The organism is Streptomyces sp. LUP47B, from assembly GCF_001746295.1.
In the GTDB taxonomy this organism is placed as follows: domain Bacteria; phylum Actinomycetota; class Actinomycetes; order Streptomycetales; family Streptomycetaceae; genus Streptomyces.
This window is the reverse complement of the sequence record NZ_MJAH01000005.1, coordinates 74,406-91,897: the sequence shown is the minus strand read 5'-3', so window position 1 is coordinate 91,897 and position 17,492 is coordinate 74,406. Positions and strand designations below refer to the sequence as shown.

Sequence of the window (17,492 nt, the reverse complement as noted above, 5' to 3'; positions counted from 1 at the left end):
GACAACGGCATGACCGACGGAGTCGACAGCACCAACCCGGCCGCCGACCGTACCGCCGTGGAGGGCCTCACGGTGGAGCACCGCACCAATCCGCTCGGCGTGGACGCGGCCCGCCCGAGATTCGGCTGGCGCACCGTGTCCCGGGTCCGTGGCCGGCGTCAGACGGCGTACCGCCTCCTGGTCGCGTCCACCCCCGACCGCCTGGCCGACGGCCGCGTGGACGTCTGGGACAGCGGCCGGGTCGACTCGGCGGACTCGGTGGCCGTGCGCTACGCGGGCCCCGGGCTGCGCGCCTCGACCCGCTACCACTGGACGGTCCAGGTCTGGGACGAGAACGACCGCAGGCTCCCCGAGGCCCCGACCGCGCGCTTCGAGACCGGCCTGCTCAGCACCGACGGCGTGACCGGCTGGGACGGCGCGAAGTGGATCAGCATGGCGGGCAAGGCGCCGAACAGCGAAGGCTCGCCGCTCCTGAGAAGGCAGACGGACCTGAAAGCCGGCCGCGTACGCGAGGCCCGGCTCCACATCTCCGCGCTCGGCGTGTACGACGCCTACGTCAACGGCAGCCGGGTCACCGTGCCCCAGGACGGCTCCACCACCCACGAACTCCTCACTCCCGGCTGGACCAACTACGACACCACCGTCAGCTACTTCACCTACGACGTGACGGGTCTGGTGGTGGGGAAGCCGCAGGTCACCCTCGCGGCTGTGCTGGGCAACGGCTGGTTCAACGGCCGCGTCTCCGCCAACAGCGTCTACTACTCCGAGGACGGCGACCGCCTCGCGCTCAAGGCCAAGCTCCTGATCCGTTATGAGGACGGCTCGACCCAGACCGTCGTGACCGCGCCCGGCGACGACTGGAGGGCCACGGACACCGGCCCCTACCGCGCCGACGACATCTACGACGGCCAGACCTACGACGCCCGCAGGGAACTGCCCGGCTGGACCGCCAGCGGCTTCGACGCCTCTACCTGGTCCGGCGTCCAGGAGCACGACTTCACCACCCGGTTCCCCGAGTCCCGCCTGGTCGCCTACCCCGGCGAGTCGGCCCGGCTGATGCCCGCATGGGACCGCAGGCCGCGGTCGATCACCGTCTACACCGGCGGCGGCGCATTCGTCCCCGACCCCGCCCGCACGGTCACCGATCCCACCCTGGCCGCCACCGCCCACACCACCCTGCACCCCGGCGACACCGCCGTGATCGACCTCGGCCAGAACCTGGTCGGCGTCCCCCGCTACACCCTCCGCGGTCCCGCGGGCGCCGAAGTGGCCTTCGCGCCGGGAGAGATGCTCAACGACGCCGGCGCGGGAGCGGACGGCCCGGAGGGTTCCGTCTACCGGGCCAACCTCCGTACCGCCAAGGCCACCAGCACGTACATCCTCAAGGGCGACCCGAAGGGCGAGACCCACCAGGACTCCCTGACCTTCTACGGCTTCCGCTACGTCTCCGTCACCACGACCGCCACCGTCACCCTCACCGAACTGACCGGCAGGGTCGCCACCTCCGCCCTCCGCGACATCGGCACCGTCGAAACGGACGACGCCGACGTCAACCAGCTGATCAGCAATGTCCGTTGGGGCCAGCGCGGCAACTACCTCTGGGTGCCCACCGACTGCCCGCAGCGCGACGAACGCTGCGGCTGGACCGGTGACACCCAGCTCTTCGCCCAGACCGGCCTCTACAACACCGACGCGGTCGCTTTCCTGAGCCACTTCCAGGACATCCTGATCGACTCGCAGCGCACCTATGGCGCGGACGGCGCCCAGTTCACCTGGATCGCGCCCGGCGCCCGGTTCAACGAGCCGGTCCCGGCGAGCGGTTGGGCGGACTGCGGGGTAGTCGTCCCCTGGACCGTGTGGCAGATGAGCGGCGACACCACCCTCGTCGACCGCAGCTGGGACGCGATGACGGCCTACATGGACTGGATCCGAGCGCGCACCGGAGACACCTACGCCGGACAGGGCGCGATCTTCGGCGACTGGCTGGCGTTCCAGGTGACCAGCACCCAGCTCATCAGCGACGTCTACTACGGCTACAGCGCCCGGCTCATGGCGGACATGGCCCGCGCCACCGGCCGCTCCGGCGAGGCCCACGCCTACGAGGAGCTCTTCTCCCACATCAAGCGGGCGTTCATCACCAAGTACCTGAGCACCGAGGGCGGCCGCCTCACCGTGCGTTCCAGCCTCGGCTCCCCGCCGCCGTGGACCCCGGGCGGCAGCCCCACCCGGACCGAGGACGACAGCCAGACCGCGCTGCTCTGGGTCCTCAAACTCGGCCTGTACGACACCGAGGACCAGCGGCGCGCCGTCGTCGAGCTCCTCGTCCAGAACATCGGCAACAGCGCCGCCTACAAGGCCGCCCACCCCGACAGCACCCGTGTCGGATACGCCGAGAACACCCTCTCCGTCGGCTTCCTCGGCGTGAACGTCCTGGCCCCCGTCCTCACCCAGGAGGGCCAGGTGGAGCTCGCGTACAAGGTGTTGCACCAGGACGCGATGCCGTCCTGGCTGTACTCGGTGAAGAACGGCGCGACGACGGTCTGGGAGCGTTGGAACTCGTACTCCGAGGAGGACGGCTTCGGGCCAGTCGAGATGAACTCGTTCAACCACTACTCCTACGGCGCGATCATGGAATGGATGTACGAGAGCATGGCCGGCATCGCCAGGGACCCGGCCCACCCGGGCTTCAAGCACTTCCACCTGCGGCCCCACCTCGACCCGACCGGCAGGATCACCCGGGTCTCCGGCTCGTACCGGTCGCCGTACGGCGAGATCGTCAGCGCATGGGCGGTGCGGGAGAGCGAGTTCGGGCACCGGGTCGCGGTGCCCGCCAACAGCACCGCGACCCTGCACATCCCCACGAGCGACCCCGACTCCGTGCGCGAGAGCCGCACACCCCTGTCACGCGTCAAGGGGGTGACGTACCTGGGCTTCGAGGACGGCACGGCGTCCTTCGAACTCCCCTCCGGGCGCTACGAGTTGACCTCAGCGCTCACCTGAGTGTCCACCAGCACCACCTCGAGGGTGCGCGGACCGTGCACCCCCTCGACCCGGTCCAGTTCGATGTCACTGGTCGCCGAGGGGCCCGAGATCCAGGTCAACGGGCTTACCGGGTCGAGGCGTTCGAGGGCCTGCGGCACGGAGGAGACGACCTGGTCGGGGACCCGTACGACACAGATGTGATGGTCCGGGACGAGGGTGATGCGGCGGCGGCCCTGGTCCGGGCCGCCGTCCAGCACGATGGTGCCGGTCTCGGCGACGGCCACCGCGCACGCCGTGACCACGCTGTCGATCCGGTCCAGCTCGTGCGGGGTGGTCTCGACCAGGTCCGGGACCTGCTCGGTGTCGGCCTCCGCCAGCCACGACCGCTCCAGCCCGGGCGGTACGAGGACCGTCTTCGAACCCCGCGCCGCCAGCATCCCGGCGAGCGTCGCCGGCAGGTCGGCCGCCGTGCAGCGGTGCACGATCGCCCGGTAGTCGGCGAGGTTCTCGGCCAGCAGTTCCACCGTCTCCTCGACGCTCCGGTCACCGTGCTCGCGCAGATACGCGCGCTCGATCGGGGTGTCCTCGCTCGGGGCATCGGCCAGCGCGCGCCGCACCCGGCCCAGGATCCGTTCCCTGCTGCTCACTTGCCGCCCTCCTTGCCGCCGCCTGTGCGCTGCCACCAGTCGCGGAAGGGTTCCGCGGGCACGGCAGGCAGATCCCGGGTGCCGCTCCACGCCTTGCCGGGACCCGGCAGAGTGCGCGGATGCAGGCGCCGGGTGCGTGAGGCCAGCCGCTGGCTGGTGCGCAGGGCGCCCGGGTGGGCGAACGCCCAGCGGGCCGCCCGCATCGCCGCCCGCTCGGCCGCGTGTCCCTTGGCGGGCTTGAGCACCACCTTGTTGCCCTCGCGGGTCACCGGCCCGCCCTCCACGATCCGCTCCCGCAGATGCACCAGCACCTCGGGGATGTCGATGGCGACCGGGCAGACCTCGTAGCAGGCCCCGCAGAGACTCGACGCATACGGCAGCGAGGCGTCGATCTCGCTTGCCGTACCCCGGAGTTGGGGGCTGAGGATCGCGCCGATCGGGCCGGGGTAGACCGAGCCGTAGGCGTGGCCGCCGGCCCGCTCGTACACCGGGCAGACGTTCAGGCACGCGGAGCAGCGGATGCAGCGCAGGGCCTGGCGGCCGACCTCGTCGGCGAGGGTGTCGGAGCGCCCGTTGTCGAGCAGCACCAGATGGAAGTTCTGCGGCCCGTCCTCGTCGGTGGTGCCGGTCCACGTGGACGTGTACGGGTTCATGCGCTCGGCGGTCGAGGAGCGCGGGAGCGTCTGGAGGAAGACCTCCAGGTCCTGCCAGCTCGGCACGATCTTCTCGATGCCGACGACCGAGATCAGCGTCTCGGGCAGGGTCAGACACATCCGGCCGTTGCCCTCGGACTCCACGACCACCAGGGTGCCGGTGTCGGCGACCATGAAGTTGGCGCCGGAGATGCCGACCTTGGCGCGCAGGAACTTCTCCCGCAGGTGCAGCCGTGCGGCCTCCGCCAGTTCGGCGGGCGTGTCGGTGAGGCCCTCGGGGGCCGGGCGGCCCCACTCGCTCATCTCCCGCTCGAAGATGTCCCGGATCTCGCCCCGGTTGCGGTGGATGGCCGGGACGAGGATGTGCGAGGGCCGGTCCTTGCCCAACTGCACGATCAGCTCGGCGAGATCGGTCTCGTAGGCCCGGATGCCCGCGGCCTCCAGGGCCTCGTTGAGCCCGATCTCCTGCGTGGCCATGGACTTGACCTTGACGACCTCGGACTCGCCGGTCATCTTGACGAGCCTGGTCACGATCTCGTTGGCCTCGTCGGCGTCGGCGGCCCAGTGGACGGTGCCGCCCGCCGCCGTGACCGACTCCTCCAACTGCACGAGATAGCGGTCGAGATGACGCAGCGTGTGGTCCTTGATCTGCTTGCCCGCCTCGCGCAGCTGGGCCCAGTCGGAGACCTCGGCGACGGCCTTCTCCCGCTTGGCGCGGATCGTGTGTGTGGCGTGGCGCAGATTGCCGCGCAGCGTTTGGTTGTTGACCGCCTCGTGCGCGGCTTTGGGAAAGGCCGGCATTCCTACGAACGTTCCGCTCATACGGCCGGTTCCTCCTCCGTGCTCGCCAGGATCTCCGCGATGTGCACCGGCCGCATGGCCGACTCCAGCCGGCCCATGGTGCCCCCGATGTGCATGAGGCACGAGTTGTCGGCGGCGCACAGCACCTCCGCGCCCGTCGACTCGGCGTTGCGCACCTTGTCCGCGCCCATCGCCGCCGAGACGTCGGCGTTCTTCAGCGCGAAGGTGCCCCCGAAGCCGCAGCACTCGTCGGCGCCCGGAAGCTCCTTGAGTTCAAGCCCCTTGACTGCCTGGAGCAGCCGCAGGGGCCGGTCCCCGAGCCCGAGGCTCCGCAGTCCGTGACAGGTCGGGTGGTACGTCACCGTGTGCGGGTAGTACGCCCCGACGTCCGTCACCCCCAGCACGTCCACCAGGAACTCCGTCAGCTCGTAGGTCTTCGGCACCACCGGCGCGAGAGTGGTCGCGAGGCTTTCCCCGCGCCCCTCGGCCCGGGCCCGCTCACCCATCCGCGGATACAGCTCCCGCACCATCGCCCCGCACGACCCGGACGGCGTCACGATCGCCTCGTAGTCCCGGAAGACATCGGAGAAATGCCGGACCAGCGGTTCCGCCTCATGCCGGTAGCCGGTGTTGTAGTGCGCCTGCCCGCAGCAGGTCTGGGACATCGGGAAGTCGACGTCGACGCCCAGCCTGGTCAGCAGTTTCACCACGGCGCGCCCGGTGTCCGGATAGAGCGTGTCATTGACACAGGTCAGGAACAGGGCGACACGCATCGCGGCTCCTTGTGGTCGATCATCGGATGAGTGAAGCGTAGTCCGGCGTTCAAGTCCGGGGGAGACCCCGGTCAGTCCCCGGCGAGCCGGGCCTGTGCCTCGCGCCAGCGCGCGGCGTCGCCCCGCGGTTCGTACCGTGTGAGCGGCTGGGTCCGGTTGAGCAGCTCGCGCCCGCCCGCGAGGTCACCCACGAGGCCGTGCGTCCGCGCCTGGACCAGGACGTTGCCGAGCGCGGCCGCCTCGGTCGGCCCCGCCACCACCGGCAGCCCGCAGGCGTCGGCGGTCAGCTGGCACAGCAGGGCGTTGCGGGTCCCGCCGCCGACGACGTGTACGACGTCGACGGGATGGCCCGCCAGCCGCTGCGCGTCGTCGACGGCCTTGCGGTGGGCCAGAGCGAGCGAGTCGAGGATGCAGCGCGTGACCTCGGCGGGGGAGACGGGCACCGGCTGCCCCGAGGCACGGCACGCCTCGGCGATCCGCTCCGGCATTCGGCCCGGCGCGAGGAACACCGCGTCCCCCGCGTCCACCACCGACCGCAGCGCCGGCACCTTGGCCGCCTCCAGCAGCAGCTCGCCCAGGTCCGGGTCGCCCCAGGCCCGTACGCACTCCTGGAGCAGCCACAGCCCCATGATGTTCCGCAGATACCGGACCGTGCCGTCGAGCCCCAGCTCGTTGGTGAAGTTGGCGGCCCGGCTCTCCTCGGTCAGCACCGGAGCGTCGAGCTCCAAGCCCGCGAGGGACCAGGTGCCGGTGCAGATGTAGGCGAACCGCTCGCCGGACGCGGGCACGGCGGCCACCGCGGAGGCGGTGTCGTGCGACCCGACGGCCGTCACGGGCACGGGCCCGCGCAGTCCGGTCTCCTCCAGAACCCCGGGCCGCAGCAGCCCGGCCGGATCACCCGGCTGCCGGAGCGGCGCGAACAGCTCCAGGTCGATCCCGACCCGCTCGGCGATGTCGTACGACCACGCCCGGGTCCGGGGATCGATCAGCTGGGTGGTCGAGGCGTTGGTCAGCTCGGTGCCCTGCTCGCCGGTCAGCCAGTAGGTGAGCAGGTCGGGGATGAGCAACAGGCGCCGCGCGCCCACGAGTCGGTCGGCCACGAGCTGGTACAGCGTGTTGAACGGCGCGTACTGGAGCCCGGTCGCCGCGTAGAGCTCCGGCGCGGGCACGGTCGCCCACACCTTCTGCGCGACCCCTTCGGTACGGGAGTCCCGGTAGTGCACCGGGTTGCCGAGCAGCGCCCCGCCGGCGTCCAGCAGCCCGTAGTCCACGGCCCAGCTGTCGATGCCGACGGAGTCGAGTCCTCCACCGCAGTGGGCACCGGCGGCCCGCAGCCCGTCCAGGACACCCCCGTACAGCGAGAGGATGTCCCAGCGCAGGCCCTCCGGGACCCGCACCGGCCGGTTCACGAACCGGTGTGCCTCGGTCAGCTCCAGGCTGTCGGGGCCGACGCGGCCGACCATGACACGTCCGCTGGACGCGCCGAGGTCGACCGCGGCGTACGACTTCACGGACGCGCTCATCGCAGGAAGGCGGCCGCGACGCCGGCGTCGACGGGGACGTGCAGACCGGTGGTGTGGGTCAACTCCCCACCGGTCAGGGCGAAGACGGCATTGGCGACATGCTCGGGGAGCACCTCGCGCTTGAGGATGGTCCGCTGCGCGTAGAACTCGCCCAGCTTCTCCTCCTCCACGCCGTACACGGCGGCCCGCTTGGCGCCCCACCCACCGGCGAAGATGCCGGAGCCACGCACCACACCATCGGGGTTGACGCCGTTGACGCGGATGCCGTGCTCGCCCAGCTCGGCGGCCAGCAGCCGCACCTGGTGGGCCTGGTCGGCCTTGGTGGCGGAGTAGGCGATGTTGTTGGGCCCGGCGAAGACGGCGTTCTTGGAGGCGATGTAGACGATGTCGCCGCCCAGCTTCTGCGCGATCATCACCCGGGCCGCCTCGCGCGACACCAGGAAGGAACCGCGCGCCATGATGTCGTGCTGGAGGTCCCAGTCCTTGGCGGAGGTCTCCAGGAGCGGCTTGGAGATGGAGATGCCCGCGTTGTTCACGACGAGGTCCACCCCGCCGAAGGCCAGCACCGCGGCGCGGAACGACGCGGCGATCTGCTCCTCGGACGTGACGTCGACGGTGACGGCGACGGCCTTGTCGGGCCCGCCGAGCTCCTCGGCGACCGCGGAGGCGTTCTCGGCGTTGAGGTCCGCGACGACGACACAGGCCCCCTCGGCGACCAGACGCTGCGCGATGGCCTTGCCGATACCGCTGCCGGCGCCCGTCACCAGCGCCACGCGCGTCGCGAGCGGCTTGGGCTTCGGCATCCGCTGGAGCTTGGCCTCCTCGAGGGCCCAGTACTCGATGCGGAACTTCTCGGACTCCTCGATGGGCGCGTACGCCGAGACGGCCTCGGCGCCCCGCATCACGTTGATCGCGTTGACGTAGAACTCACCCGCGACCCGGGCGGTCTGCTTGTCCTTGCCGAAGGAGAACATGCCGACACCGGGGATGAGCACGATCGCCGGGTCGGCGCCGCGCATGGCGGGGGAGTCGGGCAGCGCGTGCCGCTGATAGTAGGCGGCGTACGCCTCGCGGTACTCGGCGTGCAGGACGTCGAGCCGCGCGATGGCCTCCTCCAGCGGGACGGTCGGCGGCAGGTCCAGGACGAGCGGCCGCACCTTGGTCCGCAGGAAGTGATCGGGGCAGGAGGTTCCGAGCGCGGCGAGCCGGGGGTGCTCGGCGCGGGCCAGGAACTCAAGGACGGCCTCGGAGTCGTTGAAGTGCCCGACCTGCGGCTTGTCCTGGGAGGCGACGGCGCGGACATACGGCGCGAGGGCGGCCGCCCGCTCCCGCCGGTCGGCCTCGGGAAGGGCGCCGTAGCCCTCGATGAGGGGCCCGAAGGGTTCGGCCCTGCCGTGCTCCTCCAGGAACTTCTCGGCGGTCCGGATGATGTGCAGGGAGTTCCGCTCGCACTCCTCGGCGGTGTCACCCCAGGCGGTGATCCCGTGGCCGCCGAGGACGACACCGATCGCCTGCGGATTGGCGGCCTTGATGGCGGCGATGTCCAGCCCCAGCTGGAAACCGGGCCGCCGCCACGGCACCCAGGCGACGGTGTCGCCGAAGCACTCGGCGGTCAGCTTCTCCCCGTCGGCGGCACAGGCCAGCGCGATACCGGAGTCCGGGTGCAGATGATCGACATGGGCGGCCTCGACCAGCCCGTGCATGGCGGTGTCGATGGACGGAGCCGCTCCGCCCTTGCCGTGCAGGCAGTAGTCGAACGCGGCGACCATCTCGTCCTCGCGCTCGACACCCGGGTACACGTCGACGAGCGCCCGCATCCGGTCCAGCCGCAACACGGCCAGCCCCGCCTCGGTGAGCGTCCCGAGGTCACCCCCGGACCCCTTGACCCACATCAGCTCGACATCACCACCGGTGACGGGATCGGTGTCGGTCCCCTTGGCGGACGCGTTGCCGCCGGCGTAGTTGGTGTTACGGGGATCAGAGCCAAGCCGACGGGACCGGGCGAGGAGAGCGGCGGCTTCTGGGTGGATTGCCATGAACGTTCGTTCCTTCTTGAGAGAGGGGGGTGTTCCTACCTAGGGGCGCGGGGAACTGCGCGACCAGCCACATACGGCCCGCCCCCCGCAACGACACAGATCCCGGCAGACGCTTACGCCCCCCACCCGGCCTGCTCCCCACCAACCCGCTCGGCCACGATCTTCTCGGCCCACCCGGATCGCCGATACGCAGCCATGGGGTTGGCGTCCAGCCCCATCTCCTCACGGACCTCCGCAAGAAGCGGCCGCGCATCCGTGTTGTAGGCATCCATCAGCACGGCGTTGGCCTCAAGAACGTCACCCTCGCGCTGAGCCACGCCAAGCGCGTCCCGGTCGACCAGGAGCGCCTTGGCGGTCGCTTCCTGGACGTTCATCACCGACCGGATGATCGCCGGAATCTTCGCCTCGATGTTGTGGCACTGGTCGAGCATGAAGGCGACGTCGGGCGTATACCCACCGCCACGGATGACCTCGTACATGATCCGGAACAGCTGGAACGGATCGGCCGCCCCCACCATGAGGTCGTCGTCGGCGTAGAACCGCGAGTTGAAGTCGAACCCCCCGAGCTTCCCCTCCCGCAGCAGCGTGGCGACGATGAACTCGATGTTCGTGCCGGGAGCGTGGTGCCCGGTGTCGACGACGACCTGCGCCTTGGGACCGAGCTTCAGACAGTGCGCGTACGCCGTCCCCCAGTCCGGCACGTCCGTCGCGTAGAAGGCCGGCTCGAAGAACTTGTACTCGAGCAGCATCCGCTGCCCGTCACCCAGACGGTCGTACACCTCGGAGAGGCCTTCGGACAGCCGGTCCTGCCGAGCCCGCAGATCATCCTGACCGGGATAGTTCGTGCCATCGGCGAACCACAGCTTCAGGTCCTGGGACCCGGTCGCGTCCATGATGTCGACGCACTCGAGCAGGTGATCAAGAGCCTTCCGTCGCACAGAGGCGTCCGGATGACAGATGCTGCCCAGCTTGTAGTCGTCGTCCTGGAACGTGTTGGAGTTGATGGCGCCCAGCTTCACGCCCCGCTCCTCGGCGAACTTCGCCAGCGCGGCGTAGTCCTCGACCTTGTCCCAGGGGATGTGCAGGGCGACGGTCGGGGCCACCCCGGTGAACGCGTGGACCTGCGCCGCGTCCTCCAGCTTCTCCTGCGGAGTACGCGGTACGCCCTGCTGGGCGAAGACCTTGAAGCGGGTTCCGGAGTTCCCGTACGCCCACGACGGCGTCTCGACTGCCTGGGTCTTGAGAGCGGCCTTCACCGCGGCGAGCTCGGTCACTTGAGGGCTCCTGTGACGTCGGGTCCGAAGGGCTTGAGAACAGCTTCACTGTGAAACGATTCAAGAGGCGAAAGTATGGGGACCTCGAAGGGGTGTCAACCCCTGCGGCCAAGGCTGTTGCCCGTGACCCCGCCGTGACCTGAGTCCATCGAAACATTTTCGACACGAACCCATTGACGTGACATGCGCTCCGTGTCTAACGTCCCGGCAACCAAGTTGAAACCTTTCACGACGCCGTAAGGGTCGTCCCGCCGGCGTCGTCGAGGAGCCCCCAATGACCCACCCGTCCACCACGGGTCCGGCCCCGGTTCTCGCGCTCAGGGACATTTCGAAGTCCTTCGGCGCGGTTCGCGCCCTGCGGGACGTCTCCCTGGAGCTGTTTCCCGGGGAGGTACACGCCCTCGCCGGCGAGAACGGCGCGGGCAAGTCGACCCTCATCAAGACCCTCGCGGGAGTGCACCGGCCGGACAGCGGCCAGGTAGTGCTCGACGGCGAGCCGGTCCTCTTCCACGGTCCCGGTGACGCCCGCGACGCCGGCATCGCCGTGATCTACCAGGAGCCCACGCTCTTTCCCGACCTGTCGATCGCCGAGAACATCTTCATGGGCCGCCAGCCCCGGCGCGCCCTCGGCCGGATCGACCACAAGGCCACGCACGCCGCGACCCTGGCTCTGATGCAGCGTCTCGGGGTCGAGCTCGACCCCGACCGCCCGGCGCGCGGCCTGTCCATCGCCGACCAGCAGATCGTCGAGATCGCCAAGGCGCTGTCCTTCGAGGCCCGGGTCCTGATCATGGACGAGCCGACCGCCGCCCTCACCGGCAGCGAGGTGGCCCGCCTCTTCGGCGTCGTCAAGGCGCTGCGTGAGCAGGGCGCCGCCGTCCTGTTCATCTCGCACCGCCTGGAGGAGATCTTCCGGATCTGCCAGCGGGTCACCACCCTGCGCGACGGCGCCTGGATCGCCAGCGAGCCGATCGAGGGCATGACCGAGGACGATCTCGTCCGCCGTATGGTCGGCCGCGACCTCGACGAGCTGTACCCCAAGCAGGACGTACGCGCCGGAGAGGTCGCGCTCACGGTGAGCAGGCTGACCCGCGAGGGCGTCTTCACCGACGTCTCCTTCGAGGTCAGGAAGGGCGAGATCGTCGGCCTCGCCGGGCTCGTCGGAGCGGGCCGTACCGAAGTCGCCCGAGCCGTTTTCGGCATCGACCGCTGGGACGCCGGACAGGTTTCCGTGGACGGCAAGACCCTCGTCAACGGCGCCCCCTCCACCGCGATGGCCGCAGGACTCGCCCTGGTCCCCGAGGACCGGCGTGCCCAGGGCCTCGTGATGGACATGTCCATCGAGCGCAACATCGGCCTCACCGGACTCCGTACGACCGTCAAGGCGGGCCTCATGGACCGCGGTGCCGAACGCAGCCGTTCCCTCGACTGGGCCGTCAAGCTCCAGGTGAAGTACGCCCGGATCGCCGACACCGTCAACACCCTGTCGGGCGGCAACCAACAGAAGGTCGTCCTCGCCAAGTGGCTGGCCACCGGCCCCAAGGTGCTCATCGTCGACGAGCCGACCCGCGGCATCGACGTCGGCACCAAGGCCGAGGTGCACCGGCTGCTCAGCGAACTGGCCGCCGACGGGGTGGCCATCCTGATGATCTCCTCCGACCTGCCCGAGATCCTCGGCATGGCCGACCGCGTGCTCGTGATGCACGAGGGCCGCCTCACCGCCGAGATCCCGCGCTCCGACGCCACCGAGGAAACCGTGATGGCCGCAGCCACCGGGAGGGCCGCCGCATGACGGTCACCACCCCCCAGCAGGCCCCTCCCGCCGAGGTGCCGAAGGCCGGTGCCACCCGGCTCGTCGACCGCGTCTTCAAGATGCGCGAACTCGCCATCCTGCTCGTCTTCCTGGTGATGATCGTCGTCACCCAGATCGGGAACAGCGACTTCCTCACCGAGCAGGGCATCAAGGACCTGCTGCTGAACGCCACCATCCTGGTCCTGGTCGCCACCGGCCAGTCGCTGGTCGTCATCACGAGGAACGTCGACCTCTCGGTCGGCTCCACCCTCGGGATCAGCGCCTTCGCCGCCGGCAACTACCTCCAGGGCGGCGGGAACCCCGTCGTGGCGATCGGGCTCGCGGTCCTGTTCGGCATCGGCTTCGGCCTGCTCAACGGCCTCCTCGTCAGCCTCGGCCAGGTGCCCGCGCTCGTGGTCACCCTCGGCACGCTCTACATCATCCGGGGCATCGACTCCATCTGGGTCGGCTCCCGCCAGATCACGGCGGCCGACCTCCCGGACAGCTTCGTGAACTTCGGCTCCGGCGGCATCTCCGCGGTGCCCTACCTGGCCCTGATCGCGCTGGCGGTCCTCATCGCCACCGCCTACTACCTCAAGCACTTCGGCAGCGGACGCGAGCTGTACGCGCTCGGCTCCAACCCCGAGGCCGCACGGCTCGCCGGCATCCCGGTGCGCAAGCGGATCCTGGCCGCGTACACCTTCTGCGGCGGCCTCGCCGGTCTCGCCGGCGCCCTGTACCTGGCCCGGTTCGGCAACGTCGACTCGGGCACCGGAACCGGCTACGAACTGACCGTCGTCAGCGCGGTCGTGGTCGGCGGTGTCGTCTTCACCGGCGGCTCCGGCAGCGTCTACGGCGCGGCTCTCGGCGCCCTGCTGCTGACCTCCATCAACAGTGTGCTGCCCGCCCTCGGCGTCAGCTCGGTCTGGGTGCTCGCCATCAACGGCATCCTGCTCATCCTCGCCATCGCGGTCGACCGGATCGTCGCGCTGCGCGTGGCCTCCGCCCTGAAGAAGAGGAACGCCCGCCATGCCTGACTCCCTGACGCGTGCGATCCGCTGGGACACGGTCGTCGGTGCGCTGCTCATCGTCGTGCTCCTGCTGTCCTTCGGTACGGTCGACGGCTTCGGCAACGCCCTCAACCTGTCCTTCCTGATCGGCAACACCCTGCCGATCGCGCTGATCGCCCTGCCGATGACCATGCTCGTGGTCTCCGGCGAGATCGACCTCTCCGTCGCCTCCACCGCGGGTCTGTCCGGCGCGGTCATGGGCGCCCTGTGGAACCAAGGTCTGACGATCGAGGTGATCATCCCGATCTGCCTGCTGCTCGGAGTGGCGTGCGGACTGGTCAACGGTCTGCTCGTCACCCGGCTGGGCCTGCCCTCCCTCGCCGTCACCATCGGCACCCTCGCCGCCTACCGGGGCATCGCACAGATCGTGCTCGGCTCCGACGCGGTCACCGACTTCCCCACCCAGTACCTGGACTTCGCGGCGGGCCGGGTCGGGGACACGTTCATCCCGCAGGCCTTCCTGCCCTTCCTCGTCCTGCTCGCGATCGCCGTGGTCGTCCTGCACGCCACGCCGTTCGGACGGTCGGTGTTCGCGACCGGCGCGAGCGAGGAGGCGGCGCGGTTCGCGGGCATCCGGGTCAAGCGCCAGAAGCTGATCCTGTTCACGGTGACGGGCCTGATGGCCTCCCTCACCGGCATCTTCTGGGCCCTGCACTACGCCAGCGCCCGCTACGACAACGCCACCGGGCTCGAACTCTCCGTCGTGGCAGCCGTCCTACTGGGCGGCATCGACTTCGACGGCGGCAAGGGCACGCTCGGCGGTGCGATCGCGGGAGTCTTCCTGCTCGGCGCCCTGCAGAACGTGATGAGCCTCCAGGACGTCTCCGCCCAGTCCCAGATCGTCGTCACCGGCGTTCTCCTCGTCCTCTCCGTGCTCGGCCCCCGGGTCGCACGGCAGATCTCGGTTGCGAGGGCCGGCCGCCGAGCCGCGTAAACGCTCCGCTGGAAAGGCCGTCCCCAAACCTGCGGGCCGTCTGTGGCTGGTCGCGCAGTTCCCCGCGCCCCTGAGGGGCGCAACCGTTCACCTCCGTCACAAAGGACCCGACATGCGCAAGTCATCCCTCCGCCGTTCCTGCGCGGCCCTCGCCGCCGGCACCTCCCTCGCCCTCGCGCTCACCGCGTGCGGCGGCACCACCAAGAAGGACGTGCAGGACGAGGGCGCCTCGGCCGCCTCGACCGCCAAGGCCGACCCGAACGCGGCCACCAAGAAGGGCCTGACCGTCGGCTTCCTGCCCAAGCAGGTCAACAACCCCTACTTCACCTCCGCCGACAAGGGCGGCGAGGCGGCCCTGACGGACCTGGGCTCGAAGTACAAGGAGGTCGGCCCGTCCAGCGCCACCGACACCGCAGGGCAGGTCTCCTACGTCAACACGCTCACCCAGCAGCAGGTGAACGCGATGGCCGTGTCCGCGCAGGACCCGGGCGCCCTGTGCACCGCCCTCAAGCAGGCCATGAAGAACGACATCAAGGTCGTCACCTACGACTCCGACACCAAGGCCGACTGCCGCAACGCCTTCGTGTCGCAGGCCTCCGCCGAGGACCTGGGCCGCACCGAGGTCCAGCTGCTCGCCGAGCAGATCGGCTACAAGGGCGAGATCGCGATCCTGTCCGCCGCGCAGACGGCGACGAACCAGAACACCTGGATCGACTTCATGAAGGACGAGCTGAAGGACCCCAAGTACAAGAACATCAAGCTCGTCAAGGTCGCCTACGGCAATGACGACGCCCAGCAGTCCTTCCAGCAGACGCAGGGCCTGCTCCAGGAGTACCCGAACCTGAAGGGGATCATCTCCCCGACCACCGTCGGCATCAAGGCCGCCGCCCAGTACCTCTCCGGCTCCAAGTACAAGGGCAAGGTCAAGCTGACCGGCCTCGGCACCCCCAACGACATGCGCAAGTACGTCAAGAACGGCACCGTCGAGGGATTCGAGCTGTGGGACCCGTCCAAGCTCGGCGCGCTGGCCGCCCAGACCGCCGTCGCCCTGGTCTCCGGCCAGATCACCGGCAAGGAGGGCGAGACCTTCAAGGCCGGCGACACCACGTACACCATCGGCAAGGACGGCGTGATCAACCTCGGCAAGCCGACCGTGTTCACCGCCAAGAACATCGACCAGTTCAACTTCTAGTTGCGGAGCGGTACTTCATGCAGCGCGTCTGTTTCCTTCTCAAGGTCCGTCAGGACAAGCTCGCCGAGTACCGCGAACGACACGCCGCCGTGTGGCCGGAGATGCTGGACGCACTCTCGGCCACCGGCTGGCACAACTACTCGCTCTTCCTGCGCGACGACGGCCTGCTCGTCGGCTACCTGGAGACCGAGGACTTCGAGGCCGCCAAGGCCGGTATGGAAGCCACCGAGGTCAACGCCCGCTGGCAGGCCGAGATGGGCGAGTTCTTCGAGTCCCTCGACGGAGCCCGCCCCGACGAGGCGATGAAACCGCTCACCGAGGTGTTCCACCTCGCCTGAAAACTCCCCATCAGGACCGCAGGAGCCGCACCATGAAAAGACGCACGCTGCTCGCAGGTGCCATCGTGTCCGCCATGTCCACCACCGCGCTCACCGGCGGCACCGCCCGCGCCGCCGACCCCGGCCCCTCCGTCACCCGGACCGGCACCACCACGCTCGACAGCCAGGCCGTGTTCTTCGTCTCCTACGACGGCCTCGTCAACAACAACTCGTTCCAGAAGAACGGCCTGCTGACCTACAAGGGCTATCAGTACGCCGTCTGGTACACCGCCGACAAGAACGCCGTCGTCGGCCGCCGCGTCCTCGGTGGGAGCACCTGGTCCACCGTCCAGGTCGGACACACCCTCAAGACCAGCGACTCCCACAACGTCATCTCCATGGGCGTCTCCAAGGTGGACGGCCGCCTCCACCTCAACATGGACTCGCACAGCGACGGCTTCACCTACGTCAAGTCGGTCGCCGGCCTCCTGGACAACCCGTCAGGACTGAGCTGGACCACGGCCCGGTTCGGCGCACCCCAGTCCACGCTGGACGGCGTGGCCCTCACCTCGCAGTTCACCTACCCGCAGTTCGTCTCCACCCCGGACGGCAAGCTCCAGCTCAGCTACCGGCGCGGGATATCCGGCAACGGCCGCAACGCCCTCGCGGAATACGACGGTTCGGCCTGGACCGACCTCGGCGAGTGGTCCGCCTCCACCGGCACCTACACCAGCGAGCACGGCTCCTCGACGGCCCGCAACATGTACCTGCACGGCATCGACTACGACAAGAACGGCCGGCTGCACTCCTTCTTCACCTGGCGCGAGCAGAACGGCGCCGTGATGTGCTCGAGCGGCGGCATCACCAACCACGACACCGGCTACGTCTACTCCGACGACCGCGGCCGCACCTGGCGCAACAACGCCGGCACCGTCGTCGGCACCACCGGCGGCTCCGACAAGGTCGCCGTCACCGACAGCGGCCTGGTCATCGACGCGCTGAACCCGGACCACTCCCTGATGAACCAGGAGAGCCAGGCCACGGACTCCTCGGGCCTGCCGCACGCGATCATCTCGTACGTCCCCGGCCGCTTCGGTCAGTGCACCACGAACTACGTCTCCGACCGCACCGCCAACGGCCGCGCCTTCCACGTCCGCAAGAACGCCTCGGGCACCTGGCAGAAGACCGAGATACCGGTCGTGCTCGGCTCCAGCCAGCGCACCAAACTCATCCTGGACAAGTACGACAACGCCTACGCGATCTTCCCGTTCGGCCGGATCGCGGGTGCCTCCAAGGCGTCCGGGTACACCGACTGGAAGATCCTCTTCGACGGCAGCGGCCTCAACGCCTTCGGCGAGGTCGTGATCGACGAGCTGCGGGTCGCGCAGGACAACGTGCTGTCGTTCATGTACCAGGAGAAGTCCAGCGGTACGACTCCCTCGGCGCTCCACGTCGTCGACTTCGCACTGCCTGCCTGATCGTGACCGGTCCGGGGGCG

13 protein-coding genes are annotated in these 17,492 nt (G+C 69.6%); 7 read left to right on the top strand and 6 right to left on the bottom strand.

Annotation, left to right across the window (positions count from 1 at the left end):
- Window positions 1-9: 9 nt before the first annotated feature.
- Window positions 10-3,000, top strand: a complete 2,991-nt coding sequence (locus tag BFN33_RS16595) for an alpha-L-rhamnosidase (protein WP_069760834.1) — start codon at window positions 10-12, stop codon at window positions 2,998-3,000.
- On the opposite strand, the gene BFN33_RS16590 is transcribed toward BFN33_RS16595, so the two are convergent.
- From BFN33_RS16590 to rhaI, 6 genes are all read right to left on the bottom strand, one after another.
- Window positions 2,973-3,629 carry an LUD domain-containing protein gene (locus BFN33_RS16590; RefSeq protein WP_069760833.1) on the bottom strand — a complete coding sequence of 219 codons (657 nt, stop codon included), beginning with the start codon at window positions 3,627-3,629 and terminating at the stop codon, window positions 2,973-2,975. The genes BFN33_RS16595 and BFN33_RS16590 overlap by 28 nt on opposite strands.
- Window positions 3,626-5,104 (bottom strand): LutB/LldF family L-lactate oxidation iron-sulfur protein, encoded by a 1,479-nt coding sequence (locus BFN33_RS16585; protein WP_079140852.1) that lies wholly within the window; start codon window positions 5,102-5,104, stop codon window positions 3,626-3,628. The genes BFN33_RS16590 and BFN33_RS16585 overlap by 4 nt, the downstream gene beginning before the upstream one ends.
- Complete coding sequence (locus tag BFN33_RS16580) at window positions 5,101-5,856, bottom strand: (Fe-S)-binding protein (RefSeq protein WP_069760831.1); 756 nt, start codon at window positions 5,854-5,856, stop codon at window positions 5,101-5,103. The genes BFN33_RS16585 and BFN33_RS16580 overlap by 4 nt, the downstream gene beginning before the upstream one ends.
- Window positions 5,857-5,927: 71 nt before the next feature.
- Complete coding sequence (locus tag BFN33_RS16575) at window positions 5,928-7,379, bottom strand: rhamnulokinase family protein (protein ID WP_079140851.1); 1,452 nt, start codon at window positions 7,377-7,379, stop codon at window positions 5,928-5,930.
- Window positions 7,376-9,415 (bottom strand): bifunctional rhamnulose-1-phosphate aldolase/short-chain dehydrogenase, encoded by a 2,040-nt coding sequence (locus BFN33_RS16570; RefSeq protein ID WP_069760829.1) that lies wholly within the window; start codon window positions 9,413-9,415, stop codon window positions 7,376-7,378. Before BFN33_RS16570 ends, BFN33_RS16575 begins: the two co-directional genes overlap by 4 nt.
- Before the next feature lie 113 nt (window positions 9,416-9,528).
- The gene (gene rhaI / locus BFN33_RS16565; RefSeq protein ID WP_069760828.1) at window positions 9,529-10,689 is read right to left on the bottom strand and encodes an L-rhamnose isomerase; all 1,161 of its coding nucleotides are present in this window, start codon (window positions 10,687-10,689) and stop codon (window positions 9,529-9,531) included.
- 274 nt (window positions 10,690-10,963) lie between these two features.
- Between rhaI and BFN33_RS16560 the strand changes: the two genes are divergently transcribed.
- From BFN33_RS16560 to BFN33_RS16535, 6 genes are all read left to right on the top strand, one after another.
- Window positions 10,964-12,481 carry a sugar ABC transporter ATP-binding protein gene (locus tag BFN33_RS16560; RefSeq protein WP_069760827.1) on the top strand — a complete coding sequence of 506 codons (1,518 nt, stop codon included), beginning with the start codon at window positions 10,964-10,966 and terminating at the stop codon, window positions 12,479-12,481.
- On the top strand, window positions 12,478-13,518 hold the full coding sequence (locus BFN33_RS16555; protein WP_069760826.1) for an ABC transporter permease: 1,041 nt from the start codon (window positions 12,478-12,480) through the stop codon (window positions 13,516-13,518). The genes BFN33_RS16560 and BFN33_RS16555 overlap by 4 nt, the downstream gene beginning before the upstream one ends.
- The gene (locus tag BFN33_RS16550; RefSeq protein WP_069760825.1) at window positions 13,511-14,485 is read left to right on the top strand and encodes an ABC transporter permease; all 975 of its coding nucleotides are present in this window, start codon (window positions 13,511-13,513) and stop codon (window positions 14,483-14,485) included. Before BFN33_RS16555 ends, BFN33_RS16550 begins: the two co-directional genes overlap by 8 nt.
- A gap of 112 nt (window positions 14,486-14,597) precedes the next feature.
- On the top strand, window positions 14,598-15,677 hold the full coding sequence (gene rhaS, locus BFN33_RS16545; RefSeq protein WP_069760824.1) for a rhamnose ABC transporter substrate-binding protein: 1,080 nt from the start codon (window positions 14,598-14,600) through the stop codon (window positions 15,675-15,677).
- A gap of 17 nt (window positions 15,678-15,694) precedes the next feature.
- Entirely contained in the window at window positions 15,695-16,015 is a 321-nt protein-coding gene (locus BFN33_RS16540; protein ID WP_062040203.1) for an L-rhamnose mutarotase, read from the top strand.
- A 32-nt stretch (window positions 16,016-16,047) separates the two neighbouring features.
- Complete coding sequence (locus BFN33_RS16535) at window positions 16,048-17,472, top strand: BNR repeat-containing protein (RefSeq protein ID WP_069760823.1); 1,425 nt, start codon at window positions 16,048-16,050, stop codon at window positions 17,470-17,472.
- Window positions 17,473-17,492 lie beyond the last annotated feature (20 nt).